This window comes from Pseudomonas sp. AN-1 (assembly GCF_034057115.1).
Classification (GTDB): Bacteria; Pseudomonadota; Gammaproteobacteria; order Pseudomonadales; family Pseudomonadaceae; genus Geopseudomonas.
In genome coordinates this window covers 869,306-894,188 of record NZ_CP139195.1, presented here as the reverse complement: position 1 = coordinate 894,188, position 24,883 = coordinate 869,306, and the positions used below count along the sequence as shown (strand labels likewise).

The following is a 24,883-nucleotide window of genomic DNA, read 5'->3' as shown; positions in this document are numbered from 1 at the left end:
ATCAGGGTGAGTGTTAGCAATGTCCGATTACAAAGCGCCCCTTCGCGACATGGACTTCGTGCTCAATGAAGTCTTCGAAGTTTCCAAACTGTGGGCCGAGCTGCCGGAGCTGGCCGAGGTCGTCGACGCCGATACCGCGCGCGCCATCCTCGAGGAGGCCGGCAAGGTCACCGCAGGGGTGATCGCCCCGCTGAACCGCAGCGGCGACGAGGAAGGCTGCTCCTGGCACGACGGCGCCGTGCAGACCCCGGCCGGTTTCCCCGCGGCCTGGCGCACCTACGCCGAAGGCGGCTGGGTCGGCGTCGGCGGCTCGCCGGAGTTCGGCGGCATGGGCATGCCCAAGGTGATCGGCGCCCAGGTCGAGGAGATGGTCAACTCGGCCAACCTGTCCTTCGCCCTGTATCCGATGCTGACCGCCGGCGCCTGCCTGGCGGTCCTCAACCACGCCAGCGAGGAGCTGAAGGCGCAGTACCTGCCGGCCATGTACGAAGGCCGCTGGGCCGGCTCCATGTGCCTGACCGAGCCGCACGCCGGCACCGACCTCGGCATCATCCGCACCCGGGCCGAGCCGCAGGCCGACGGCAGCTACAAGGTCAGCGGCACCAAGATCTTCATCACCGGCGGCGAGCAGGACCTGTCCGAGAACCTCATCCACCTGGTACTGGCCAAGCTGCCGGACGCCCCGGCCGGTCCCAAGGGCATCTCGCTGTTCCTGGTGCCCAAGGTGATGGTCGAGGCCGACGGCGCGCTGGGCGAGCGCAACGCGGTGAGCTGCGGCTCCATCGAGCACAAGATGGGCATCAAGGCCTCGGCCACCTGCGTGATGAACTTCGACGGCGCCACCGGTTACCTGGTCGGCGAAGTGAACAAGGGCCTCAACGCCATGTTCACCATGATGAACTACGAGCGCCTGGGCGTCGGCATCCAGGGCCTGGCCCTCGGCGAGCGCTCCTACCAGAACGCCGTGGAATATGCCCGCGAGCGCATCCAGAGCCGCGCGCCGACCGGTGCGGTGGCGAAGGACAAGGCGGCCGACCCGATCATCGTGCATCCGGACGTGCGCCGCATGCTGCTGACCATGAAGGCGCTCAACGAGGGCGGCCGCGCCTTCTCCAGCTTCGTGGCCCTGCAGCTCGACCTCGCCAAGTACAGCGAGGACGCCGCCACCCGCAAGCGCGCCGAGGAGCTGGTTGCCCTGCTGACCCCGGTGGCCAAGGCCTTCCTCACCGACATGGGCCTGGAAACCACCATCCACGGCCAGCAGGTGTTCGGCGGCCACGGCTACATCCGCGAGTGGGGCCAGGAGCAGCTGATCCGCGACTGCCGCATCACCCAGATCTACGAAGGCACCAACGGCATCCAGTCGCTGGACCTGATGGGCCGCAAGGTGGTCGCCAGCGGCGGCAGCTACTACCGCCACCTGTCCGAGGAGATCAATGCCTTCATAGCCGGCGCCGACGCCTCGCTGGCCGAGTTCACTGCGCCGCTCAAGGCCGCGGTGGACAACCTCGACGCGCTGACCGCCTGGGTGATCGACAAGGCGCAGACCAACCCCAACGAGATCGGCGCCGCCTCGGTCGAGTACCTGCACACCTTCGGCTACACCGTGTACGCCTACCTGTGGGCGCGCATGGCCGCCGTGGCGCTGGCCAGGCAGGGCGAGGACGACTTCTACGCCAGCAAGCTCGGCACCGCGCGCTTCTACTTCGCGCGCCTGCTGCCGCGTATCCACTCGCTGAGCGCCTCGGTGCGCGCCGGCAGCGAGAGCCTGTACCTGCTGGACGCCGAGCAGTTCTGATCGCGTCCCTCCGCGCTCGCCACGCCCTTTAGCCGGGGCGTGGCGGCGCCGCTTACCCCCATCTCCTCATTCCCCGCTTTCCGCGCTGCAGCGGCGGGCCACGCACGCCCTGCAGAAGTACAGGTTGTCATCAAATGACAAGTGTGTGGCGTGGAATGTGAAGCGGTCGAGGGGAGGGCTATTTACTGTTCGCTCCATAGGGGAATCAGGCCCTCCGGTCGCGTGCTCCGGCCGGTGCGGATACCGGCTTCCCCGCGTGCAGCGAACCCAAATTTCAGATTGGCAAAGTCGGGAACACAAACATGGCGATGACAAAAATAATTCCGCCTGCGCAAGGTGCCTACAACTACCAGCTGCTGATCAAGCGCCTGCTGCTGTCCGGGGTGCGCTACCAGCCGGACCAGCAAATCGTCTACTCCGACAAGCTGCGCTACAGCTACCGCACTCTCAACGAGCGCATCCAGCGCCTGGCCAACGCGCTGAGCGCTGCCGGCATCAAGGCCGGCGACACCGTGGCGCTGCTGGACTGGGACAGCCACCGCTCGCTGGAGTGCTTCTTCGCCGTGCCGATGCTCGGTGCGGTGCTGCACACGGTGAACGTGCGCCTGTCGCCGGAGCAGATCATCTACACCATGAACCATGCCGAGGACGACATCGTCCTGGTGCATGACGACTTCCTGCCGCTGCTGGAGCAGATCCACGGCGAGCTGGCTACCGTGAAGGGCTACGTGCAGCTCACCGAGAGCGATGCCAAGGCCACGCAGCTGCCGCTGGTGGGCGAGTACGAGGCGCTGCTGGCCGGTGCCGCCAGCCACTTCGAGTTCCCCGACTTCGACGAGAACTCGGTGGCGACCCTGTTCTACACCACCGGCACCACCGGCCATCCGAAGGGCGTGTACTTCACCCACCGCCAGCTGGTGCTGCACACCCTCAACGAGCTGGGCACCTTCGCCGGCTGGGAGGGCCAGCCGTTGCTGCGCTCCAGCGACGTGTACATGCCGATCACCCCGATGTTCCACGTGCATGCCTGGGGCGTGCCCTACGTGGCCACGGCGATGGGCGTCAAGCAGGTCTACCCCGGCCGCTACGAGCCGAACCTGCTGGTCCGCCTGTTCCGCGAGGAGGGGGTGACCTTCTCCCACTGCGTGCCGACCATCCTGCAGATGATGCTGGACTGCGAGCAGGGCAAGCAGACCGACTTCGCCGGCTGGAAGATGCTGCTCGGCGGCAGCGCGCTGACCCTCGGCCTGGCGCGTCAGGCCAGCCAGCAGGGCATGCTCATCCATGCCGGCTACGGCATGTCCGAGACCTGTCCGCTGCTGACCCTGACCCACCTGCGCGCCGAGGACCTCGCCCTGCCGATGGACGAGCAGCTGCCGGAGCGCATCAAGACCGGTGTGCCGATCCCGCTGGTCGACCTGCGCATCGTCGACGGCGCCGGCAACGACGTGCCGCACGATGGCGCGGCGCTGGGCGAGATCGTGGTGCGTGCGCCCTGGCTGACCCAGGGCTACCTGAAGGAGCCGGAGAAGGGCGCCGAACTGTGGGACGGCGGCTGGCTGCACACCGGCGACATGGCCTCGATCGACGCGCGCGGTGTGGTGGAGATCAAGGACCGCATCAAGGACGTGATCAAGACCGGCGGCGAGTGGATCAGCTCGCTGGAGCTGGAGAGCCTGATCAGCCAGCACGCGGCGGTCGCCTCGGTGGCCGTGGTGGGCATTCCCGACGAGCAGTGGGGCGAGCGGCCGCTGGCCCTGGTGGTCTGCGCGCCGGGCGAGAACCTCGACCAGCAGGCCATCGAGGTGCACCTGCAGCAGTTCGTGGCAAGCGGCCACATCAACAAGTGGGCGATTCCGCGGCAGATCCGTTTCGTCGCCGACATCCCCAAGACCAGTGTCGGCAAGATCAACAAGAAGCTGATCCGCGAGACCGAGCTGGCTGCGGTCGCGACCACTGCCTGAGCGATGACCGGCTGACTCTCGGGGGGCCGGTCATCAGATTTTCCCTGGCTCGACAGGCCCCGCCGCGCGGGTGGGGCAACATGGATTGGGTTTGTCGGGTGACTGGCGGCAATCAGGCGACGCCCTGCAGGGCCTGGCCGACCGCGTCGAACAGACGGTCGAGGTCTTCCGGCCGGGCGTTGAAGGTCGGGCCGAACTGCAGGGTGTCGCTGCCGAAACGCACGTAGAAGCCGGCCTTCCACAGCGCCATGCCGGTCTCGAACGGGCGGACGATGGCGTCGCCGTCGCGCGGGGCGAGCTGCAGGGCACCGGCCAGGCCGCAGTTGCGGATGTCGAGCACGTGCCTGGCGCCCTTGAGGCCGTGCAGCGCCTGCTCGAAATGCGGCGCCAGCTCGGCGGACTGCTGGACCAGGTTGTCCTTCTTCAGCAGCTCCAGGGTGGCCAGGGCGGCGGCGCAGGCCACCGGGTGCGCCGAGTAGGTGTAGCCGTGGGTGAACTCGACGGCGTACTCCGGGCTGTTCTGCTGCATGAAGGTCTCGTAGATCTCGCGGCTGGCGATCACCGCGCCCATGGGGATGGCGCCGTTGGTGATCTGCTTGGCCACGTTCATCAGGTCCGGGGTCACGCCGAAGTACTCGGCGCCGGTCCACCTGCCGAGGCGGCCGAAGGCGGTGATCACCTCGTCGAAGATCAGCAGGATGCTGTGCGCATCGCAGATCTCGCGCAGGCGCTGCAGGTAGCCCTGCGGCGGCACTATGACCCCGGCCGAGCCGGACATCGGCTCGACGATCACCGCGGCGATGTTGGAGGCGTCGTGCAGTTCGATCAGCTTGAGCAGCTCGTTGGCCAGCGCCACGCCGCCGCTCTCGGCCATGCCGCGGGTGAAGGCCAGTTCCGGCTGCAGGGTGTGCGGCAGGTGGTCGACGTCCATCAGCTGGCCGTACATCTTGCGGTTGCCGCCGATGCCGCCGAGGCTGGTGCCGGCGATGTTGACCCCGTGGTAGCCGCGGGCGCGGCCGATGAACCTGGTCTTGGTCGGCTGGCCCTTCAGGCGCCAGTAGGCCTTGGCCATCTTCACCGCGGTGTCGGTGCACTCGGAGCCCGAGCCGGTGAAGAACACGTGGTTCAGCTCGCCCGGGGTCAGCTCGGCGATCTGCTCGGCCAGCCGGAACGACAGCGGGTGGCCGAACTGGAAGCCCGGCGAGTAGTCGAGGGTGCCGAGCTGCCTGGCCACCGCCTCCCGGATCTCCTGGCGCGCATGGCCGGCGCCGCAGGTCCACAGTCCGGACAGGCCGTCGTAGACCCGGCGCCCGTCGCTGTCGAGCAGCCAGCTGCCTTCGGCGCCGACGATCAGCCGCGGGTCGCGCTGGAAGTTGCGGTTGGCGGAGAAGGGCATCCAGTGGGCATCCAGCTTGAGCTGGCTGGCGAGCAGGCGCTGGTTCATGACGGGGTCCCGGCGGTTGGGCGTGCAGCCAGCTTGTGCCGGAAGGTTGGGTGAGTTAAATCTGAATCTTCTCAACTCGACTTTCGGAAACGCTCACGTATGCCCCGGAAGACTCCCCTGAGCCAGGTCAGCGACTTCGACCTGCGCCTGCTGCGGCTGTTCAAGACGGTGGCCGAGTGCGGCAGCTTCTCCGCCGCCGAAAGCGCCCTGGGCATCAGCCGCTCGGCGATCAGCCTGCACATGAGCGACCTGGAGAAGCGCCTCGGCATGCGCCTGTGCCAGCGCGGTCGGGCCGGCTTCGCCCTCACCGACGAGGGCCGCGAGGTGCTGCGTGCCGGCGAGGTGGTACTGGCGGCCATCGAGGGTTTCCGCAGCGAGGTCAACCTGCTGCACCGGCAGCTGCGCGGCGACCTCAACATCGGCATCGTCAACAACCTGGTGACCCAGCCGCGGATGCGCATCACCCAGGCCCTCAAGGGGCTGCGGGCGCAGGGCGCCGGGGTGCGCATCAACATCAGCATGAGCAAGCCGGGCGAGATCGAGCGCGGGCTGCTGGACGGACGCCTGCACGTCGGCGCGCTGCCGCTGATCACCCCGCTGTCGGGCCTGGAGTACAGCCTGCTCTACGAGGAGCGCTCATGCCTGTACTGCAGCCACGAGCACCCGCTGTTCACCCGCGCCGCCACGGTGAGCGACGAGGAACTGGGGCGCGCCGATGCGGTGGTGCCCAGCTACGGGATGACCGCCGAGGCGATCGGCCTGCACCAGCGGCTCAACGCCACCGCCTCGGCCACCGACCGCGAGGGCATCGCCTTCCTGATCCTCACCGGCGGCTACATCGGCTTCCTGCCCGATCACTACGCGGCGACCTGGGTGGACCGGGGGCTGATGGCGCCGCTGAATCCGCAGCGCCTGTCCTTCGACGTCCGGCTGGCGGTCGCCACCCGCAAGGGGCGCCGGCAGAACCTGATCCTCGAGCACTTCCTCGACGCCTTGCAGCACACCCGCTGAATCCTGCTCAGGACCGGGCCCGCTGCCGCCCGCTCGGCTCCCCGCTGAGCCGAGCGGACCATGCCGTCACATGTTGGGATAGGTCGGCCCGCCGGTGCCCTCCGGGGTCATCCAGGTGATGTTCTGCGCCGGGTCCTTGATGTCGCAGGTCTTGCAGTGCACGCAGTTCTGCGCGTTGATCTGGAACTTCTTCTCGCCGCTTTCCTGGGTGACGATCTCGTACACCCCGGCCGGGCAGTAGCGCTGCGCCGGCTCGTCGTACAGCGGCAGGTTCTTGGTGAGCGGGATCGAGGCGTCGGCCAGCTTCAGGTGGCAGGGCTGGTCTTCCTCGTGGTTGGTGTTGGAGAGGAACACCGAGGACAGCTTGTCGAAGCTCAGTTTGCCGTCCGGCTTGGGGTAGTCGATCTTCTGCGACTCGGCGGCCGGCTTCAGGCAGGCGTAGTCCGGCTTGTTGTCGTGCAGGGTCAGCGGAATCTTGCCGCCGAACAGGTTCTGGTCGACGAAGTTGAACGCGCCGCCGAGGATGGCGCCGAACTTGTGCATCGCCGCGCCGAAGTTGCGGCTGCGGAACAGCTCGTCGTACAGCCAGCTGTCCTCGAAGGCCTTGACGTAGTTGTTCAGCTCGTCGCCGCCCTCGCGGCCGGCACCCAGCGCCTCGACGATCGCCTCGGCGGCCAGCATGCCGGACTTCATCGCGGTGTGGCTGCCCTTGATCTTGGCGAAGTTGAGGGTGCCCAGATCGCAGCCGATCAGCGCGCCGCCGGGGAACACCATCTTCGGCAGCGAGTTGAGGCCACCCTTGCAGATGGCGCGGGCGCCGTAGGCGATGCGCTTGCCGCCCTCCAGGTACTGCCTGATCACCGGGTGGTGCTTGTAGCGCTGGAACTCGTCGAACGGCGACAGGTAGGGGTTGCTGTAGGACAGGTCGACGATCAGGCCGACCACCACCTGGTTGTTCTCCAGGTGATAGAGGAAGGAGCCGCCGGGGTTGTCGTCGTTGAGCGGCCAGCCGGCGGTGTGCACCACCAGGCCCTGCTCGTGTTTCGCCGGGTCGATCTCCCACAGCTCCTTGATGCCGATGCCGTAGTGCTGGGCGTCGGCCCTGGCGTCGAGCTTGTAGCGCTGGATCAGCTGCTTGCCGATATGGCCGCGGCAGCCTTCGGCGAACAGGGTGTACTTGGCGCGCAGTTCCATGCCCGGGGTGTACAGGCCGTCCTTCGGCTGGCCTTCGTGGTCGACGCCCAGATCGCCGGTGACGATGCCGCGCACCACGCCCTGCTCGTCGATCAGCGCTTCCTGGGCGGCGAAGCCCGGGTAGATCTCCACGCCCAGATTCTCGGCCTGCTGGGCCAGCCAGCGGCACAGGTTGCCCAGGGAGATGATGTAGTTGCCTTCGTTGTGCATGGTCTTGGGCACGGCGAAGTCGGGGATCCTGGTGGCGGCCTCGCTGCTCTTCAGCAGGTAGATGTCGTCGCGCTTGACCGGGGTGTTGAGCGGGGCGCCGAGGCTCTTCCAGTCGGGGAACAGTTCGGCCAGCGCGCGCGGTTCGAACACCGCGCCGGAGAGGATGTGGGCGCCGACTTCGGAGCCTTTTTCCACCACGCAGACGCTGAGCTCCTGGCCGGCTTCGGCGGCCTTCTGCTTCAGGCGGCAGGCGGCCGACAGTCCGGCAGGGCCAGCGCCGACGATGACCACGTCGAATTCCATGTATTCGCGTTGCATTTCGTGACCTCAAATTTCTTCGCAGAAAACCGGCAGGCAGGAAAATGGGCAACCCGTGGGTTGCCCATGTCCTCGAGCGCACGCTGAGTGCCGGCGGCAACAATAGCTGCTGGTGCCGCCTGGCGAATCAGCCAAGCAGACTAGACAGCTCCGGCACGGCCTCGAACAGGTCGGCGACCAGGCCGTAGTCGGCGACCTGGAAGATCGGCGCCTCCTCGTCCTTGTTGATCGCCACGATGACTTTCGAATCCTTCATGCCGGCCAGGTGCTGGATGGCGCCGGAGATGCCGACGGCGACGTACAGCTGCGGGGCGACTATCTTGCCGGTCTGGCCGACCTGCATGTCGTTGGGCACGAAGCCGGCGTCCACCGCGGCGCGCGAGGCACCGACGGCAGCACCGAGCTTGTCGGCCACGCCGTAGAGCAGCTGGAAGTTGTCGCCGTTCTGCATGCCGCGACCACCGGAGACCACCACCTTGGCGGCGGTCAGCTCGGGACGTTCGGACTTGGCCAGCTCCTCACCGACGAAGCTGGACACGCCGGCATCGCAGGAGGCGCCGATGGCCTCGATGGCGGCACCTCCCCCGGTGGCGGCCACGGCGTCGAAGCCGGTGCTGCGCACGGTGATGACCTTGACTGAGGCCTCGGACTGCACGGTGGCGATGGCGTTGCCGGCGTAGATCGGACGCTGGAAGGTGTCGGCCCCGATCACCTTGACGATCTCGGAGATCTGGTCGACGTCGAGCAGGGCGGCGACGCGCGGCAGGTAGTTCTTGCCGTTGGTGGTGGCCGGGGCCAGCACGTGGCTGTAAGCGGCCGGCGAGGTCCCACGGGCCAGCTCGACGATCAGCGGCGCGACGTTTTCCGGCAGCTGGTGGGCGTAGGCCGGGGCGTCGGCGAGCAGCACCTTGGCCACGCCCGCGACCTGGGCGGCAGCCTCGGCCACCGCGCCGCAGCCTTGGCCTGCGACCAGCATATGGACATCGCCACCGATCTGAGCGGCGGCGGCCACGGTGTTGAGGGTGGCGGCAGCCAGGGCACTGTTGTTGTGTTCAGCGATTACCAGGATTGCCATCTCAGATCACCTTCGCTTCGTTCTGCAGTTTCTCGACCAGTTCGGCCACCGACTTGACCTTGATGCCGGCGCTGCGCGCGGCCGGGGCCTCGACCTTGAGCACCTTGACGCTGGAGGCGGTGGACACGCCCAGCGCCTCCGGAGTGACGGTCTCCAGCGGCTTCTTCTTGGCCTTCATGATGTTGGGCAAGGAGGCGTAGCGCGGCTCGTTGAGGCGCAGGTCGGTGGTGACGATGGCGGGGAGCTTGAGGGCGACGGTCTGCAGGCCGCCGTCGATCTCGCGGGTGACGTTGACCTTGTCGCCAGTGACCTCGACCCTGGAGGCGAAGGTGCCCTGGGCGAAGCCGGTCAGGGCGGCGAGCATCTGCCCGGTCTGGTTGTTGTCGCTGTCGATGGCCTGCTTGCCGAGGATCACCAGCTGCGGCTGCTCCTTGTCGACCACGGCCTTGAGCAGCTTGGCGACGGCCAGCGAGCCCAGCTCGTCATTGGCTTCCACCAGCACGGCGCGGTCGGCGCCGAGGGCCAGGGCGGTGCGCAGTTGCTCCTGGGCAGTCGCCGGACCAACCGAGACGACGACGACTTCAGTAGCGATGCCCTTTTCCTTGAGGCGTACTGCTTCCTCGACGGCGATCTCGCAGAAGGGGTTCATGGCCATCTTGACGTTGGCCAGATCGACGCCGCTGTTGTCGGCCTTGACCCGCACCTTGACGTTGTAGTCGACCACGCGTTTTACCGCGACCAGTACTTTCATGTCGGATTCCTCTCTCAGACGCGTTCGAAGATCGCGGCGATGCCCTGGCCGCCGCCGATGCACATGGTCACCAGGGCGTAGCGGCCGCCGATGCGCTCGAGTTCGTAAAGGGCCTTGAGGGTGATGATGGCGCCGGTGGCGCCGATCGGATGACCGAGGGAAATGCCGGAACCGTTGGGGTTGACCTTGGCCGGATCGAGACCGAGTTCCTGGATCACCGCGCAGGCCTGGGCGGCGAACGCCTCGTTGGCCTCGACCACGTCCAGGTCGGCCACGTTCAGGCCGGCACGCTCGAGGGCCAGCTTGGTGGCCGGCACCGGGCCGATGCCCATGTGCAGCGGATCGACCCCGGCCAGGGCGTAGGACACCAGGCGGGCCATCGGCTTGAGGCCGCGGCGCTCGGCGGTGGCGCGCTCCATCAGCACCACGGCGGCGGCGCCGTCGTTGAGGCTGGAGGCGTTGCCGGCGGTGACGCTGCCGTCGTTGCGCTCGAAGGCCGGCTTGAGCTTGCTCAACTCCTCGAGGGTCAGGTTGTCGCGCACGTGCTCGTCGGTGTCGAACACCACTTCGCCGCGGCGGGTCTTCAGGGTGATCGGCAGGATCTGCTCCTTGAAGCGGCCTTCCTCGATGGCCACGGCGGCGCGGCGATGGGATTCCAGCGCCAGCGCGTCCTGCGCCTCGCGGGAGATGGCGTAGGTGCGGCGCACGTTCTCGGCGGTGACGCCCATGTGCACCTTGTGCATCGGGTCGGTGAGGGCGCCGACCATCATGTCGACCATGCCGGTGTCGCCCATGCGTGCGCCGAAGCGCATCGCCGAGGTGGAGTATGGCGCGCGGCTCATGCAGTCGGCGCCGCCGGCCAGGGCGACGTCGGCGTCGCCGAGGAGGATGCCCTGGGCGGCAGTGACGATTGCCTGCAGGCCCGAACCGCACAGACGGTTGACGGTCAGGGCGGTGGACTGCTCGCTGACGCCGCTCTTCAGGGCGACCACGCGGGAGATGTACATGTCGACCGGCTCGGTATGGATGACGTTGCCGAACACCACCTGGCCGACCTCGTCGCCGTTCACCTGGGCGCGCTGCAGGGCTTCGCGGGCGACCATGGCGCCCAGATCGCTGGGGGAGAAGTCCTTGAGGCTGCCGCCGAAGTCGCCGATGGCCGTACGGGCACCGCTGACGATGACCACTTCACGCTTGTTCATGGGTATTTCCTTGTTTTTATCTGGAAAGTTGCGGGTTAGTCTTTGCTGATGCGGGTCTTGCCGGCGGCGACCAGGCGCTCGAGCAGGGCGGCAGGCTTGAACCACTGCTCGCCGTAGGCGCCGAGCTGCTCGCGGTACTGATTGAGGCCGCCGAGCACGCGCTCGAGGCCCAGATGTTCGGCATAGTGCAGCGGGCCGCCCAGCCAGGTGGGGAAGCCGTAGCCGCAGGTCCACACCAGGTCGATGTCGCCGGCGCGCAGGGCGATGCCTTCGTCGAGGATCTGGATGCCTTCGTTGATCAGCACGAACAGGCAGCGGTCGTGGATTTCCTGGTCGCTGATGACGCGGCGCTGGATGCCCAGTTCGGCGGCCAGGCGCTCGGCCATGGCCAGCACTTCCGGATCGTCGTGGCGCTCGCGGCCTTCGTAGATGTACATGCCGCGGCCGGTTTTCTGGCCGTAGCGGCCGAGGGCGTAGAGCTCGTCGGCCACGCGGTAGTAGCTGGGGTCGGTGGCCAGCGCCTCGCGCAGCGGGGTGCGGATCAGGTAGCCGACGTCGATGCCGACCAGGTCGTACATGCTCAGCACGCCCATGTTGAGGCCGAGATCGGTGAGCACGCGGTCGACCTGCGCCGGGGTGGCGCCTTCCAGCAGCAGGCGGTGCGCTTCGCGGGCGTAGGGCTCGAGCATGCGGTTGCCGATGAAGCCGTAGCACACCCCGGAAACCACCGGCAGCTTGCCGATCTGCTTGCCCAGCTTGAGCGCGGTGGCCAGCACGTCGAGGGCGGTCTGCTTGCCGCGCACCACTTCCAGCAGGCGCATGACGTTGGCCGGGCTGAAGAAGTGCAGGCCGATCACGTCCTGCGGGCGGCGGGTGAAGGCGGCGATCTGGTCGACGTCGAGGGTCGAGGTGTTGGTGGCGAGGATGGCGCCGGGCTTGCAGATCTCGTCGAGGGTGACGAACACCTGGCGCTTGACCTCCATGCTCTCGAACACCGCCTCGATCACTAGGTCGGCGTCGGCCAGGTCGGCGTAGTCGAGGGTGCCGGCCAGCAGGGCCATGCGCTGCTCGACCTGCTCCTGGGTCAGCTTGCCGCGCTTGGCGCTGATCTCGTAGTTCTTGCGGATCTGCGCCAGGCCGCGATCCAGCGCCTCGCGCTTCTGCTCGAGCAGCACCACCGGCATGCCGATGTTGGCGAAGTTCATGGCGATGCCGCCACCCATGGTGCCGGCGCCGATCACCGCGACCTTCTTGATCGGGCGCAGCGGCAGCGAGGCGTCGATGCCGGGCACCTTGCCGGCCTCGCGCTCGGCGAAGAACAGGTGGCGCAGGGCCTGGGACTGCGGCGAGTCCATGGCCTCCATGAACAGCTCCTGCTCGCGGGCCAGGCCCACTGCCAGCGGCTGCTCGCAGGCGATGCGCACCGCCTCCAGGGCCAGGTGCGGGGCGAGCTGGCCCTTCCACTGGCTGTTCTTGCGGGCGGTGTAATCGGTGAAGAAACCGGCCGGTAGCTCGGCGCCCGGCGCGGCATGCGGGTAGTCGGGGAAGGCCGGTGCGTTCTCCTCGAGTAGCTCTCGGGCATAGGAGCGAGCGGTATCCAGCAGCACCTCGGCGGAGTCGGCCAGGCGGTCGAGCAGGCCCAGCTCGAGGGCGCGCTCGGCGCGCAGCGGCTGGCCGGAGAGGATGGTTTCCAGGGCGGTCTCGGCGCCGATCAGGCGCGGCAGGCGCTGGGTGCCGCCGGCGCCGGGCAGCAGGCCGAGGGTGATTTCCGGCATGCCCAGGCGTGCCTTGGGCTCGCCGATGCGGTAGCCGCAGGCCATGGCCAGCTCCAGGCCGCCGCCGAGGGCCAGACCACCGACGGCGGCGATCATCGGCTTGGCGCTGCCGGCCAGCTCGATGAGCAGCTCGGGCAGGCCCGGGGTGGCGGTGAAGTCGGCGCCGCCGAACTCGGCGATGTCGGCGCCGGCGCAGAACGGCAGGCCGCGCCCGTAGACGACCATGGCCTTGACCGCCGGATCGGCGCTGGCCTGGCGGAAGGCAGCCTGCAGCTCCTGGCGCAGGGTGAGACCGAGGGCGTTGACCGGGGCGCGGGCCAGGCCGATCAGGGCCAGTTCGTTGTCCAGGGTGTAGTCGATCAGGGTGTACATGGCAGTTCCCTTGGTTGTTGTTATGCAGGGAGAAGGGTTGCCGGATTTTTAGCAAGCCACCCGCGCGGTGCGCTTCGAACCGCGGGTGGATTTGCGGGTGGAGTCGGGTGGAGGGGAGGGTGGAACTGGCGGCGCAGTTGCGCCTGCTCAGTCGAGCAGGTGCAACTCGCGCGCGACGCGCAGGGCGCCGTCGCGGTCGCTGACGTCGAGCTTGCGGAACAGGTTGTTGATGTGGGTCTTCACCGTGCTCAGGCTGACGAACAGGCCGTCGGCGAGCTGCTGGTTGCTCTGCCCGCGGGCCATGCGCCGCAGCACGTCCAGCTCGCGGCGGGTCAGCGGTTCGAGCAGCGGATGCGCGGCGCCCTCGCTGCCGAGCCCGGCCAGCAGGCGTTCGAGCTGTTCGCGCGGCGGCAGCGGACGCTCCAGCCCGGTCTGGCGGCGCACCGCCGGCTGCAGCAGCTGGCGGAACAGCTCGGTCAGCTCGCGGCCCTCGTGGTGCAGCAGCTGGCCGAAGCCGTGGCCGGCGGCCAGCTGCAGGGCCTCGTCGAGGCAGGCGAGGGCGGCGTTCTGCTCGCCGCGGTCGCGCTGCAGGGCGGCGTCGAGCAGCCACAGGTCGAGCTGCAGGCGCCGGTTGTGCTCCGCCTCGGCCTGCTCGCGCAGGTTGGCGAGGATCTGCCGGGCCACCGCCGGCTGGCCGAGGTGGCGTTGTACCCAGGCGTAGGCCAGCCACTCGTCCGGCATCAGGTCCTCGCCATAGTGGCGCTGGCACCAGTGCCACTCCTTGAGCCAGGCGAGGATGAAGTCCTGGTCGCGCTCGCGCACCGCCAGGCGCGCGCGCCAGGCGCCGGCCAGGCGGTACAGGCCGAACTGGCGGAACTGGCGGGCCAGGCGCCGCGCCTCGTCCCAGCGCGCCTGGGCCTTGCCGGCTTCGCCCATGGCGTCGTACAGGCAGGCCATGTGGTGCAGCACCTGGACCAGCGCGGCGGAGTGGGGGAAGCCGAGGGCCAGGGTTTCCGCCTTGGCCAGGCGCTGGCGGGCCTGTTCCAGATGGTTCTGCTGGGCGAACACCAGGCCAAGGCCGAGGTGGTGGAACACCTCGTAGAAGTTGCGCGAGGCGGTCGCCGGCGACTGCCGCTCCAGGGCGAGGAAGCGGCGCATGGCTGCCTCGCTGCCACCCTGGGCCAGCTCGATCTGCCCGCACAGCAGGTGGGGAATGTTGACGAAGCCGCTGAAGCCGAACTCGTCGAACTCGCCCAGCGCCTGCTCGACATCGCGGCGCGCGGCGTCCAGCTGGCCCAGTTCGAACAGGCAACGCGCCCGGTTGAGACGCAGCACCGAACCGGCCGAGTTGCGCTGCGGGAAGCGCTGCAGCGCCTGGCCGGCCAGCTCCAGGCCGTGGCGCAGGTTGCCGCCGAGGAAGGCCAGCAGGGTACGCAGGTAGGCGATGGTCTGCTGCACCCGCTCCGGATTGCGCGGCACGCCCTGGCGCTGCAGCTGGCGCAGGCGCTGGATGCACGCCTGGATGCGGGCGATGCCGTTGGTGACCATGACGATCGAGGCTTCGCTGATCGCCAGGGTGAAATGGTCGCTGCCGGTCTGGCCGTTGACCTCGACCTGGCTGAGCAGGTCGACCAGCGCATTGATCTGGCCGTCGCGCAGCAGGTCGAAGGTGTGCCGCTCGGCGGTGGCGAGCACCGCGTTGAAGTCGCGGGCGCGGCCGTACTGGTGGATGGCTTCCGAGTAGCGGCGCTGTTCGAGCAGCCAGGCGGCGGCCTGCTGGTGCAGCTGCTGGAGCAGCTGCGGATCGCGCTGCTGCAGGCGCTGGTAGAGCGCCTCGCGCAGCACGCGGTGGTAGCGGTATTCGACGCGGTCGCCGGGGCGCCGCTCGATGAACAGGTCGCGGCGCAGCGCCTGGTCGATCAGCGGGCGGCTGTCGGCACGGCCGCCGAGCAGGTTGGCCAGCGCCGGCTCGAAGGTCTGCACCACCGAGGTGCGCTCCATGAAGTCGAGTAGCTCGGCGGGCAGGCGGGCCAGCACTTCCTCGTCGAGGAAGTCGACCACGTAGGTATAGGCCTGGCGGGTCACTCCGCGCAGCAGCTCGGGTTGCGTGCCGGTCGGCGCCAGCTCGCGGTGGGCGGTGAACCAGAACAGCAGGCCGGTGATCCAGCCCTCGCTGCCGGCGCGCAGCTGGTAGAGCGCGTCGGAGTCCAGCCTGGCGCCGCGGCTGCTGGCCAGCTGGCGGATCTCCTCGCTGTCCACGCCCAGCTCGCGAGCGTCGATCACTGCCAGGCGCTCGTCGCGGCGCAGGTGGTTGATGGCCAGCTCCGGGGCACCCTCGCTGGCGGCCAGTACCAGCAGGCCGGGCGGGCCGTAGCGCAGCAACTGGTCGAGATAGCGGCGGGCGCGCTCGGCGCGCAGCAGGTGCAGGTCGTCGAGGATCAGGGTGAAGCCTTCGCCCTGCTGTTCGAGGCGCTGCAGAACGGCGCCCCACAGGCGGGGCTCGTCGGCCGGCATCAGGCTGTGCTCGGAGGCGGGCAGGCCGAGTGCAGCGCCCAGATGCAGCAGCAGGTGCAGCGGCTGGTTGTCGGCGCGGTCCAGGCGATACCAGGCCCAGGGCGTCTGCAGGCTGGCGGCGTACTGGGCGAGCAGGGTGGTCTTGCCGTAGCCGAGCGGTGCGCTGAGCAGGATCAGCCGGCAGCCGCGCGCGGCGGCGTCCTGCAGGTGCTGGAGCAGGCGCGGACGGGGCAGGACCTTGTCGGGCAGGGGCAGGGGACGAAGCTGGCTCGGATTGACGAGGGGGGAAGCCATCGGGGGTCTTCTGTTGTTGTTCACGGCGTGGTTGCCCGTGAAGGTAGCAGATCCCGGCCGTGGAGGCTCTAGCGCGCATGGCAGCGCCCGTCCGGCGCGCCGGGGGAGGCGCGCCGGACGGGCGAGGGATTACACCGCTACGGCGGGGATCACCGCCTTGGCGGCGGCATCCCGGTACTCGGCGATCCGGTCGAAGGACAGGTAGCGATAGATGTCGGCAGCCATGCTGTCGATGTTCTTCGCGTACTCCATGTACTCCTCGACGGTCGGCAGCTTGCCGAGGATGGAGGCCACCGAGGCCAGTTCGGCCGACGCCAGGAACACGTTGGTCGAGTCGCCCAGACGGTTCGGGAAGTTGCGGGTCGAGGTGGAGACCACGGTCGAACCGGCCTGCACGCGCGCCTGGTTGCCCATGCACAGCGAGCAGCCCGGCATCTCCATGCGCGCCCCGGCGCGGCCGAAGATGCCGTAGTAGCCTTCCTCGGTCAGCTGGTGCACGTCCATCTTGGTCGGCGGCGCCAGCCACAGACGGGTCGGGATGCCGCCCTTGACCTTGTCCAGCAGCTTGCCGGCCGCGCGGAAGTGACCGATGTTGGTCATGCACGAACCGATGAACACTTCATCGATCTTCTGACCGGCAACGCTGGACAGCAGACGAGCGTCGTCCGGATCGTTCGGCGCGCAGAGAACCGGCTCCTTGATCTCGGCCAGGTCGATCTCGATGACGGCGGCGTATTCGGCGTCGGCATCGGCGGACAGCAGCTGCGGATCGGCCAGCCAGGCTTCCATGGCCTGGGCGCGACGCTCCAGGGTACGGGCATCGCCGTAGCCTGCGCCGATCATCCAGCGCAGCATGGTGATGTTCGACTTCAGGTATTCGGCGATGGCGTCTTCCGGCAGCTTGATGGTGCAACCGGCAGCCGAACGCTCGGCGGAGGCGTCGGACAGCTCGAACGCCTGCTCGACGGTCAGACCTTCCAGACCTTCGATCTCGAGGATGCGGCCGGAGAAGATGTTCTTCTTGCCCTTCTTCTCGACGGTCAGCAGGCCCTGCTGGATGGCGTAGTAGGGGATGGCGTGCACCAGGTCACGCAGGGTGATGCCCGGCTGCATCTGGCCCTTGAAGCGCACCAGCACGGATTCCGGCATGTCCAGCGGCATCACGCCGGTGGCGGCGGCGAAGGCCACCAGGCCGGAGCCGGCCGGGAAGGAGATGCCGATCGGGAAGCGGGTGTGCGAGTCGCCACCGGTACCGACGGTGTCCGGCAGCAGCATGCGGTTCAGCCAGCTGTGGATGATGCCGTCGCCCGGCTTGAGGGCGACGCCGCCACGATTGCGCATGAAATCCGGCAGGGTGTGGTGGGTCTTCACATCCACCGGCTTGGGATAGGCGGCGGTGTGGCAGAACGACTGCATCACCAGGTCGGCGGAGAAGCCCAGGCAAGCCAGATCCTTCAGCTCGTCGCGGGTCATCGGGCCGGTGGTGTCCTGGGAACCGACGCTGGTCATCTTCGGTTCGCAGTAGGTGCCCGGACGGATGCCTTCGACGCCGCAGGCGCGACCGACCATCTTCTGGGCGAGGGTGAAGCCCTTGCCGCTGTCGGCCGGCGCTTCCGGCTTGTGGAACAGGGTGGACGGTGCCAGGCCCAGCTCGGCACGGGCCTTCTCGGTCAGGCCGCGGCCGATGATCAGCGGGATGCGGCCGCCGGCGCGCACTTCGTCGAGCAGCACTTCGGTCTTCAGTTCGAAGCTGGCCAGCACTTCCTCGCTGCCGTGCCTGCAGACCTTGCCGGCGTAGGGATAGACGTCGATCACGTCGCCCATCTCGAGGTTGGCGACGTCGAACTCGATCGGCAGGGCGCCGGCGTCTTCCATGGTGTTGTAGAAGATCGGCGCGATCTTGTTGCCGAAGCAGAAGCCGCCGGCGCGCTTGTTCGGCACGAACGGGATGTCGTCGCCGAAGAACCACAGCACGGAGTTGGTGGCGGACTTGCGCGAGGAACCGGTGCCGACCACGTCGCCGACGTAGGCGACCGGGAAGCCCTTGGCCTTGACCGCCTCGATCTGCTTGAGCGGTCCGACGGCGCCCGGCTGGACCGGCTCGATGCCGTCGCGGGCCATCTTCAGCATGGCCAGGGCGTGCAGCGGGATGTCGGGGCGCGACCAGGCGTCCGGAGCGGGGGACAGGTCGTCGGTGTTGGTTTCGCCCGGGACCTTGAACACGGTCAGGGTGATCTTCTCGGCCAGCGCCGGGCGGGCGGTGAACCACTCGCCCTCGGCCCAGGAGGCCAGCACGGCCTTGGCGGCTGCGTTGCCCTTCCTGGCGCGCTCGGCGACGTCGTGGAAGGCGTCGAACATCAGCAGGGTGTGCTTGAGCTGCGCGGCGGCGGCGTTGGCCAGTTCGGCGTTGTCCAGCAGCTCGACCAGGGTGGCGATGTTGTAGCCGCCCTGCATGGTGCCAAGCAGCTCGACGGCGCGGGTCTTGGAGAGCAGCGGGGAGGCGGCTTCGCCCTTGGCCAGCGCGGTCAGGAAGCCGGCCTTGACGTAGGCGGCTTCGTCCACGCCAGCGGGAACGCGGTTGGTGATCAGGTCGACCAGGACCTGTTCTTCGCCGGCCGGCGGATTCTTCAGCAGCTCGACCAGAGCAGCGGTCTGCTCGGCGTTCAGGGCCAGGGGCGGCAGGCCCTGCTGGGCGCGTTCTTCCAGGTGTTGGCGATAGCTTGCGAGCAAGGGGATATCTCCAGTCATGTCGATGGTGTAGGGCATTCGGGGGAAAACGGCGGGCAAAAGAATGGGAGCAGTACCGGGAAAGCGAGGGCGACCAGCCTCTTTCCCGGTACTGCTCCCATATCAGGGACCGCTACCGCGGGTTAACGCTGGGCCAGGGCCGGCACGGCGCGCGGCTCGACGCCGATGTACTCGGCGCTCGGACGGATGATGCGGTTGTTGGAACGCTGCTCGAACACGTGGGACGCCCAGCCGGTGACCCGCGAGCAGACGAAGATCGGGGTGAACAGCTTGGTCGGGATGCCCATGAAGTTGTAGGCAGACGCATGGTAGAAGTCGGCGTTGGGGAACAGTTTCTTCTGCTCCCACATGACCTTGTCGATGGCCTCGGAAACCGGGAACAGCACGGTGTCACCGACTTCCTCGGCGAGCAGCTTGGACCAGCCCTTGATCACCTCGTTGCGCGGGTCGGAGACGCTGTAGATGGCATGACCGAAGCCCATGATCTTGTCCTTGCGCGCCAGCATGGCCAGGGTGCCTTCGGTGGCCTCTTCCGGGGTGGCGAACTTCTCGATCATCTCCATCGCCGCCTCGTTGGCGCCGCCGTGCAGCGGGCCGCGCAGCGAGCCGATGGCGCCGGTGATGCAGGAGAACAGGTCGGACAGGGTCGAGGCGCACACGCGGGCGGTGAAGGTCGAGGCGTTGAACTCGTGTTCCGCGTAGAGGATCAGCGACACGTTCATCACCTTGCGGTGCAGCTCGCTCGGCGCCTTGCCGTGCAGCAGGGTCAGGAAGTGGCTGCCCAGATCCGGCGCGTCGCTGGTGCACTCGATGCGCACGCCTTCGTGGCTGAAGCGGTACCAGTAGCACATGATCGCCGGGAAGGCGGCCATCAGGCGGTTGGCCTTCTCCAGCTGCTGCGCGAAGCTCTCCTCCGGCTCCAGGTTGCCGAGCATCGAGCAGCCGGTGCGCATGACGTCCATCGGGTGGGCGCTGGCCGGAATGCGCTCGAGCACTTCCTTGAGGGCCTGGGGCAGGTCGCGCTGGGTCTGCAGCTGGGTCAGGTAGGCGTCCAGCTGGGCCTGGGTGGGCAGTTCGCCGTAGAACAGCAGGTGGGCGACTTCCTCGAACAGGCAGTCCTTGGCCAGCTCGCGCACGTCATAGCCGCGGTAGGTCAGGCCGGCACCTTCCTTGCCGACGGTGGACAGGGCAGTCTGTCCGGCGATCTGGCCGCGCAGGCCGGCGCCACTGAGCACTTTTGCTTCAGCCATGGCGTTCTCCTCTTGGATTTGTTCTGGGTGGTTTTCCGCGCCGATGGCCTTGTCCGAGGCGCAAGACGGCGCTGCTGGCGGCAGTTTCTATCAGGCTGGCCCCCTTGCCGGCGTCGAACCGGGGGTGGATTTTGCGGGTGGAAAATCCGCGGGCAGGGGTGGAGGTGCCCGGCCGGAGCTGGCGCCGGCCGGGCGTTCGCGGCGGAGTCAGGATGCGGAGTCGTCCCGCGCCTCGGCCGCGGCCTCCGCGGATGAGCCGGCAGCGGGCACATCCCCGGTTGCCTCGCCTTCGGCGCCGCGCGGCTCGGTGCGCTCGCCAGTCGCCTGTGCGGCGGCCAGCCGCAGCTGGGCGGCCATCTCGATCAGGCTCGCCTGCAGCGCCTCCGTCTGGCGCGCCTGCAGGGTCATGCCCTCCACCTGTCGGGCCAGCTCTCCCTGCAGATCCTCGACGCGCGACTGCAGCAGGGCCTTGCCGGCTTCCGCCAGGCCGAGCTGCTCCCTGAGGCCGGCGCAGGCGCTGGCCTGACGCTCGAGGTCGGCCTCCCGGCCCGCCATGTCCCTGCGCAGCTGCCGGGCCTCGGTGACGAGGCGCTCGTTGTCGCGATTCAGCCGGGTCAGCTCGTCCTGTTTGACGATCAGGGTCTGCTGCAGCTGGCGCAGCTCCACCTGCAGCTGCTGCACCTGCGCCTCGTGGCGGCGCTGCTCCTGTTCGCGCTGCTCCTTGCTGGCCATGCGGTAGTGCTCCAGCGCCTCGCGCGCGTGCTGGTGCTTCTGCTCCAGCGAAACGACCTGGGCGTCGCGATCGGCCAGGCGCGCGGCCAGATCCTCGCTGGCCTGCAGCAGGCGCGCGCCCTCGATCTGCGCCTGGTGGCGTAGCTGCTGCTCCTCTGTGCAGGCAGCGCGCGCGGCCTGCAGTTGCCCGCTCAGGGCGGCGTTGTCGGCTTCGAGCTGGCGAATGCGTGCCGCCGCCTCGGCCAGCTGCTGCTGGTACTCGACCCGCTCGCGGGCCAGGGCCTCGCGCTCCGGCGCCACCGCCCGCTGCGCTTCTTCCTCCAGGCGCGCCGCCAGTTGCGCCACCAGTTCGCCAAGTTCCTGGCCGAGCGTGACTTCCTGTACGGGGCGCGCGCTTTCGGACGCCTCCAGCTCCCTGAGGTAGCGGTGGATGGTGGTCTTCGAGCCGGTATTGCCCAGCTCGACGCGTACCGCATCGATGCTGGGGTGCTCGCCGCGCGCCAGCAGGGTCTGGCGGGCCTTGTGGACCAGCGCCTTGTTGATGCCGCCTCGGGCCATGGGTCGCTCCTACGATTTCGTACTGTATTACGTGGTATGTTTATATGTAGCATGATATGCGCCTATGCTGCACATGAAACAGCTGATCCTGTAATTGGATAAACAAGATTTATCCAATCTGATGGGCGGAAATACCGCTCCGTTGTCGCTGGCCGGTACGAAATCGGCCTGCCGGGAGTGGCTGGCGTTGGAAGAGGAAGGGGAAAGGCAGTCTGGATCCAGGCCAGGGCGGAGCAGGCCCCGCGCATGGCGCCGCCGGTTCCGGGCGCGGATCGACGCGCACTGCGAGCGCTGGCGGGCACGGGGCAGGACGCCGGGGCGGGGGTGATGGCGGCGTGCCGCCGCCTGCCGGCTCCGGGCAAATCCCTTACCATAGCGCCGCCCCATCTGATGTCCTGACCGGAAACCGTCGCATGCTGTCTGCCGTCAAGCGCTACAAACTGCTCCTCTCCGGAGTCCTGGCGCGCTACTTCCCGCGCACCGTGGCCTACCTGCGCGCCGAGCGCGAGGCCGCGCTGTTCCACCAGGCGCCGGCGCCGCGGGCCAACAAGCAGGGCAAGGCGTCGGCCGGCAAGACCCGCCCGGCGGCGAAGCAGCCAGGCGCCAGGTCAGCCAAGACAACCAAGACAACCAAGACAACCAAGGCCGACAAGGCAGACAAGCCGCGGGCCCCGGCCAGGCCGCGCGGCGGTGCCGGCATCTACGGTCCGGCGCTGCTGGCGGTCGAGCCCGCGCAGGTCGAGGCCATGCGCGCGCGGGTGGCCGAGGCGGTGGCCGCCGGAGTGATCCGCGCGCCTTCGGACGAGCAGTGGGCGATGATCCTCGCCCGCCAGCCGGCGACCCGCATCTTCGCCGGCGCCGGCTCCGGCAAGTCCACCACCCTGGTGCTGCGCGTGGTGTTCATGCTCTGCCACCTGGGCATCCCGGCCGAGCGGCTGGCGGTGATTTCCTTCACCAACGCCTCCTGCGCCGAGCTGCGCGAGCAGCTGCTGCGGGTGCTGGGCTTCTGGCAGTACCCCTTCAATGAGGCGCAGGCCCGCCACTGCGTGCGCACCTTCCACTCGGCGATGGCGCAGCTGGCCCGCACGCAGCTGTGCACCCCGGCCTGGTTCGAGCAGCTGGACGACCGGGCCGCCGCGACCGACGAGCCGGACACCCCGCTGGGCGGCGGCCGCCTGCGGCCTGCCCAGCAGCGCCTGCTCAAGCAGGCCTACCAGCGCTGCTATGCCGAGGAGCCGGGTTTCGCCGAGCGGGTGCACGCGCTGCTCGGCCTGCCGGCGCCGAGCGGCAAGCGCGGCCGCGCACCGCTGGACGGTCTGCGCCTGGCCGGCGAGTTCGCCGCCGTGCCGCTGTTCGAGGCCTTCTACGCCCAGGCCGGCTTCATCGAGAGCATCGGCCTGCGCATCGACCAGCTGGATGCCGGGGCGCTGGACTGCCCGGAGCGCGAGCGCAGCTTCGTCGCCGCGCTGGTGGCGTTCTGGAAGCACTTCGAGGCGGTTCTCGAGGAGCAGGGGCTGCTGACCTTCAACGGCGCCTTCCAGCGCCTCACCCGCCAGTTGACCGAGGGCGGCGAGGGCATCGCGGGCGAGGCCCTGGCGCCCTTCGCCCACCTGCTGATCGACGAATTCCAGGACATCTCGCCGCAGATCGTCCAGTGGCTGCAGGCCGTCCACGCCAGCCTGGCGCGCCGCGGCGAGCCGGTCAGCCTGATGGCGATCGGCGACGACTGGCAGTCGATCTACGGCTGGCGCGGCAGCTCGCCGGAGCTGTTCATGGACTTCGACAGGCACTTTCCCGGCAAGGGCAAGGCAAAGGCCAGTGCGGTGCTCAACCTCTCCACCAACTATCGCTCCATCGAGCCGGTGATCCGCGACGGCGAGCGGGTGCTGGCCGCCGTGGCGGTCAAGCAGGCCAAGACCAGCCAGGCGGCCAGGGCCGTGCAGCCGGGCGATCATGGCGTGCAGGTGGTGACCGGCTTCGAGCTGCACAGCCGTATGCCCGAGCTGCTCGCGCAGGTGCGCGCCCAGTGCGAGCACGCCGCCAGCCGGCAGAGCGCCGAGCGCACCGCGGTGCTGCTGCTCAGCCGGCGCAACGAGCCGCTGCAGCAGATCCAGCGCGAGCTGGGCCGCAAGCTGCCGGTCAAGGCGCTGACCATCCACCGCGCCAAGGGGCTGCAGGCCGAGGTGGCGATCATCGTCGACGACTGCGCGGCGCCCGAGCCGCACCCGCTGCGCAACGCGCTGTACGCCCGCTCGGGCTTCTTCCGCAACAGCTACGACCAGGCCATGCAGGACGAGAGCCTGCGCCTGGCCTACGTGGCGATCACCCGCGGGGTGAGCCGGGTGCTGTGGTTCACCCGCAAGGCGCAGGGGGCGACCAGGTTGCTCGGCCGCGGCGCCGTCCAGACGCGCTAGCGCCCCGGCGGCGAGCCGTCACCCCTGCAGGCGGTCGATCACCCGGCGCCGTCGGGCGCCGGGGTTGTCACGCTCAGGGGCGCTCGATGGCCAGCGCCACGCCCTGGCCGCCGCCGATGCACAGGGTGGCCAGGCCGCGCCTGGCGTCGCGGCGGATCATCTCGTGGAGCAGGGTCACCAGGATGCGGCAGCCGGAGGCGCCGATCGGGTGGCCGAGGGCGATGGCGCCGCCGTTGACGTTGACCTTCTCCGTGTCCCAGCCGAGTTCCTTGCCGACCGCCAGCGCCTGGGCGGCGAAGGCCTCGTTGGCCTCGATCAGGTCGAGGTCGGCGAGTTGCCAGCCGGCCTTGTCCAGGCAGCGGCGGGTGGCGGCCACCGGGCCGATGCCCATGATCGCCGGATCGACGCCGGCGTTGGCATAGGCCTTGACGCGCGCCAGCACCGGCAGGCCCAGTCGCTCGGCCCTGGCGGCGCTCATCAGCAGCACTGCGGCGGCGCCGTCGTTGAGGGTCGAGGCGTTGCCGGCGGTGACGCTGCCGTCCTTCCGGAACGCCGGCTTGAGCTTGCCCAGGCTCTCGGCGCTGGTGCCCTCGCGCGGCTGCTCGTCGACGGCGAAGGGCAGCGGCTCGCCCCTGCGCTGCGGGATCGGCACCGGGGTGATTTCGTCGGTGAAGCGGCCGGCCGCCAGCGCGGCGCAGGCCTTCTGCTGCGAGGCGGCGGCGAAGGCGTCCTGCTCCTCGCGGGACAGGCCGTATTTCTCCACCAGGTTCTCGGCGGTGATGCCCATGTGGTAGTCGTGGAAGGCGTCCCACAGACCGTCGTGGATCATGCTGTCGAGCATCTGCGCATGGCCCATGCGCAGGCCGGTGCGCGCCTTGGGCAGCACATAGGGCGACAGGCTCATGTTCTCCATGCCGCCGGCGATCACCACCTCGGCGTCGCCGCAGCGGATCGCCTGGGCGGCCAGGTGCAGGGCCTTGAGGCCGGAGCCGCAGACCTTGTTGAGAGTCAGCGCCGGCACGGCGTGCGGCAGGCCGGCGAGGATGGCGGCCTGGCGGGCGGGGTTCTGGCCGGCGCCGGCGGTGAGCACCTGGCCGAGGATCACCTCATCGACGGCGGCCGGGTCGAGGCCGGTCTTCTCCAGCAGGGCGCGGATCACGGTGGCGCCCAGCTCGGCGGCGGGGATGGCGCTCAGCGCGCCCTGGAAGGCGCCGATGGCGGTACGGGTGGCGGCGACGATGACGACTTCGTGCATGGGG

15 protein-coding genes are annotated in these 24,883 nt (G+C 68.9%); 4 read left to right on the top strand and 11 right to left on the bottom strand.

The annotated features are described in order from the left end of the window. Window positions 1-19 precede the first annotated feature (19 nt). Window positions 20-1,798, top strand: coding sequence for an acyl-CoA dehydrogenase C-terminal domain-containing protein (locus tag SK095_RS03935; protein WP_320547940.1), 1,779 nt, complete (start codon window positions 20-22; stop codon window positions 1,796-1,798). Window positions 1,799-2,100: 302 nt separating this feature from the next. After that, complete coding sequence (locus SK095_RS03930) at window positions 2,101-3,762, top strand: fatty acid--CoA ligase (RefSeq protein WP_320547939.1); 1,662 nt, start codon at window positions 2,101-2,103, stop codon at window positions 3,760-3,762. 112 nt (window positions 3,763-3,874) lie between these two features. On the opposite strand, the gene SK095_RS03925 is transcribed toward SK095_RS03930, so the two are convergent. Further along, window positions 3,875-5,206, bottom strand: coding sequence for an aspartate aminotransferase family protein (locus SK095_RS03925; protein ID WP_320547938.1), 1,332 nt, complete (start codon window positions 5,204-5,206; stop codon window positions 3,875-3,877). Between the two features lie 99 nt (window positions 5,207-5,305). On the opposite strand from SK095_RS03925, the gene SK095_RS03920 reads away from it, so the two are divergent. Then, window positions 5,306-6,217 carry a LysR family transcriptional regulator gene (locus SK095_RS03920; RefSeq protein WP_320547937.1) on the top strand — a complete coding sequence of 304 codons (912 nt, stop codon included), beginning with the start codon at window positions 5,306-5,308 and terminating at the stop codon, window positions 6,215-6,217. 66 nt (window positions 6,218-6,283) lie between these two features. On the opposite strand, the gene SK095_RS03915 is transcribed toward SK095_RS03920, so the two are convergent. The 9 genes from SK095_RS03915 to SK095_RS03875 all read right to left on the bottom strand — a co-directional run bounded on the left by SK095_RS03915 (window position 6,284) and on the right by SK095_RS03875 (window position 21,210). Beyond that, on the bottom strand, window positions 6,284-7,939 hold the full coding sequence (locus SK095_RS03915; RefSeq protein WP_320547936.1) for an electron transfer flavoprotein-ubiquinone oxidoreductase: 1,656 nt from the start codon (window positions 7,937-7,939) through the stop codon (window positions 6,284-6,286). A 127-nt stretch (window positions 7,940-8,066) separates the two neighbouring features. Beyond that, on the bottom strand, window positions 8,067-9,014 hold the full coding sequence (locus SK095_RS03910; protein WP_320547935.1) for an electron transfer flavoprotein subunit alpha/FixB family protein: 948 nt from the start codon (window positions 9,012-9,014) through the stop codon (window positions 8,067-8,069). A gap of 1 nt (window position 9,015) precedes the next feature. Then, window positions 9,016-9,765, bottom strand: a complete 750-nt coding sequence (locus tag SK095_RS03905) for an electron transfer flavoprotein subunit beta/FixA family protein (RefSeq protein WP_136491506.1) — start codon at window positions 9,763-9,765, stop codon at window positions 9,016-9,018. 14 nt (window positions 9,766-9,779) lie between these two features. Further along, a complete protein-coding gene (locus SK095_RS03900) occupies window positions 9,780-10,967 on the bottom strand; it encodes an acetyl-CoA C-acyltransferase family protein (RefSeq protein ID WP_136491507.1) in 1,188 nt (395 codons plus the stop codon). 35 nt (window positions 10,968-11,002) lie between these two features. Further along, complete coding sequence (locus SK095_RS03895) at window positions 11,003-13,114, bottom strand: 3-hydroxyacyl-CoA dehydrogenase NAD-binding domain-containing protein (RefSeq protein WP_320547934.1); 2,112 nt, start codon at window positions 13,112-13,114, stop codon at window positions 11,003-11,005. 147 nt (window positions 13,115-13,261) lie between these two features. Continuing rightward, window positions 13,262-15,922, bottom strand: coding sequence for a LuxR C-terminal-related transcriptional regulator (locus SK095_RS03890; RefSeq protein ID WP_320547933.1), 2,661 nt, complete (start codon window positions 15,920-15,922; stop codon window positions 13,262-13,264). A gap of 129 nt (window positions 15,923-16,051) precedes the next feature. Next, window positions 16,052-18,652: a bifunctional aconitate hydratase 2/2-methylisocitrate dehydratase gene (gene acnB, locus SK095_RS03885; protein WP_320547932.1), complete on the bottom strand. Its 2,601-nt coding sequence runs from the start codon at window positions 18,650-18,652 to the stop codon at window positions 16,052-16,054. Between the two features lie 140 nt (window positions 18,653-18,792). After that, window positions 18,793-19,920: a 2-methylcitrate synthase gene (gene prpC, locus SK095_RS03880; RefSeq protein ID WP_320547931.1), complete on the bottom strand. Its 1,128-nt coding sequence runs from the start codon at window positions 19,918-19,920 to the stop codon at window positions 18,793-18,795. Window positions 19,921-20,127: 207 nt separating this feature from the next. After that, window positions 20,128-21,210 (bottom strand): DNA-binding protein, encoded by a 1,083-nt coding sequence (locus SK095_RS03875; RefSeq protein ID WP_320547930.1) that lies wholly within the window; start codon window positions 21,208-21,210, stop codon window positions 20,128-20,130. A gap of 413 nt (window positions 21,211-21,623) precedes the next feature. Here SK095_RS03875 and SK095_RS03870 point away from each other — a divergent pair, with 413 nt between their 5' ends. Beyond that, window positions 21,624-23,624 (top strand): DEAD/DEAH box helicase, encoded by a 2,001-nt coding sequence (locus tag SK095_RS03870; RefSeq protein WP_320547929.1) that lies wholly within the window; start codon window positions 21,624-21,626, stop codon window positions 23,622-23,624. Between the two features lie 73 nt (window positions 23,625-23,697). On the opposite strand, the gene SK095_RS03865 is transcribed toward SK095_RS03870, so the two are convergent. Continuing rightward, window positions 23,698-24,879, bottom strand: coding sequence for an acetyl-CoA C-acetyltransferase (locus SK095_RS03865; protein ID WP_320547928.1), 1,182 nt, complete (start codon window positions 24,877-24,879; stop codon window positions 23,698-23,700). Window positions 24,880-24,883: the final 4 nt, after the last annotated feature.

Excerpts from the sequence above, each read along its gene's own strand:
- SK095_RS03875 (WP_320547930.1), bottom strand. The coding sequence starts at position 21,210 with ATGGCCCGAGGCGGCATCAACAAGGCGCTGGTCCACAAGGCCCGCCAG.
- prpC (WP_320547931.1), bottom strand. The coding sequence starts at position 19,920 with ATGGCTGAAGCAAAAGTGCTCAGTGGCGCCGGCCTGCGCGGCCAGATC.
- SK095_RS03905 (WP_136491506.1), bottom strand. The coding sequence starts at position 9,765 with ATGAAAGTACTGGTCGCGGTAAAACGCGTGGTCGACTACAACGTCAAG.
- SK095_RS03900 (WP_136491507.1), bottom strand. The coding sequence starts at position 10,967 with ATGAACAAGCGTGAAGTGGTCATCGTCAGCGGTGCCCGTACGGCCATC.
- SK095_RS03910 (WP_320547935.1), bottom strand. The coding sequence starts at position 9,014 with ATGGCAATCCTGGTAATCGCTGAACACAACAACAGTGCCCTGGCTGCC.
- SK095_RS03935 (WP_320547940.1), top strand. The coding sequence starts at position 20 with ATGTCCGATTACAAAGCGCCCCTTCGCGACATGGACTTCGTGCTCAAT.
- SK095_RS03930 (WP_320547939.1), top strand. The coding sequence starts at position 2,101 with ATGGCGATGACAAAAATAATTCCGCCTGCGCAAGGTGCCTACAACTAC.
- SK095_RS03925 (WP_320547938.1), bottom strand. The coding sequence starts at position 5,206 with ATGAACCAGCGCCTGCTCGCCAGCCAGCTCAAGCTGGATGCCCACTGG.
- SK095_RS03870 (WP_320547929.1), top strand. The coding sequence starts at position 21,624 with ATGCTGTCTGCCGTCAAGCGCTACAAACTGCTCCTCTCCGGAGTCCTG.
- SK095_RS03865 (WP_320547928.1), bottom strand. The coding sequence starts at position 24,879 with ATGCACGAAGTCGTCATCGTCGCCGCCACCCGTACCGCCATCGGCGCC.
- SK095_RS03915 (WP_320547936.1), bottom strand. The coding sequence starts at position 7,939 with ATGCAACGCGAATACATGGAATTCGACGTGGTCATCGTCGGCGCTGGC.
- SK095_RS03895 (WP_320547934.1), bottom strand. The coding sequence starts at position 13,114 with ATGTACACCCTGATCGACTACACCCTGGACAACGAACTGGCCCTGATC.
- SK095_RS03920 (WP_320547937.1), top strand. The coding sequence starts at position 5,306 with ATGCCCCGGAAGACTCCCCTGAGCCAGGTCAGCGACTTCGACCTGCGC.
- SK095_RS03890 (WP_320547933.1), bottom strand. The coding sequence starts at position 15,922 with ATGGCTTCCCCCCTCGTCAATCCGAGCCAGCTTCGTCCCCTGCCCCTG.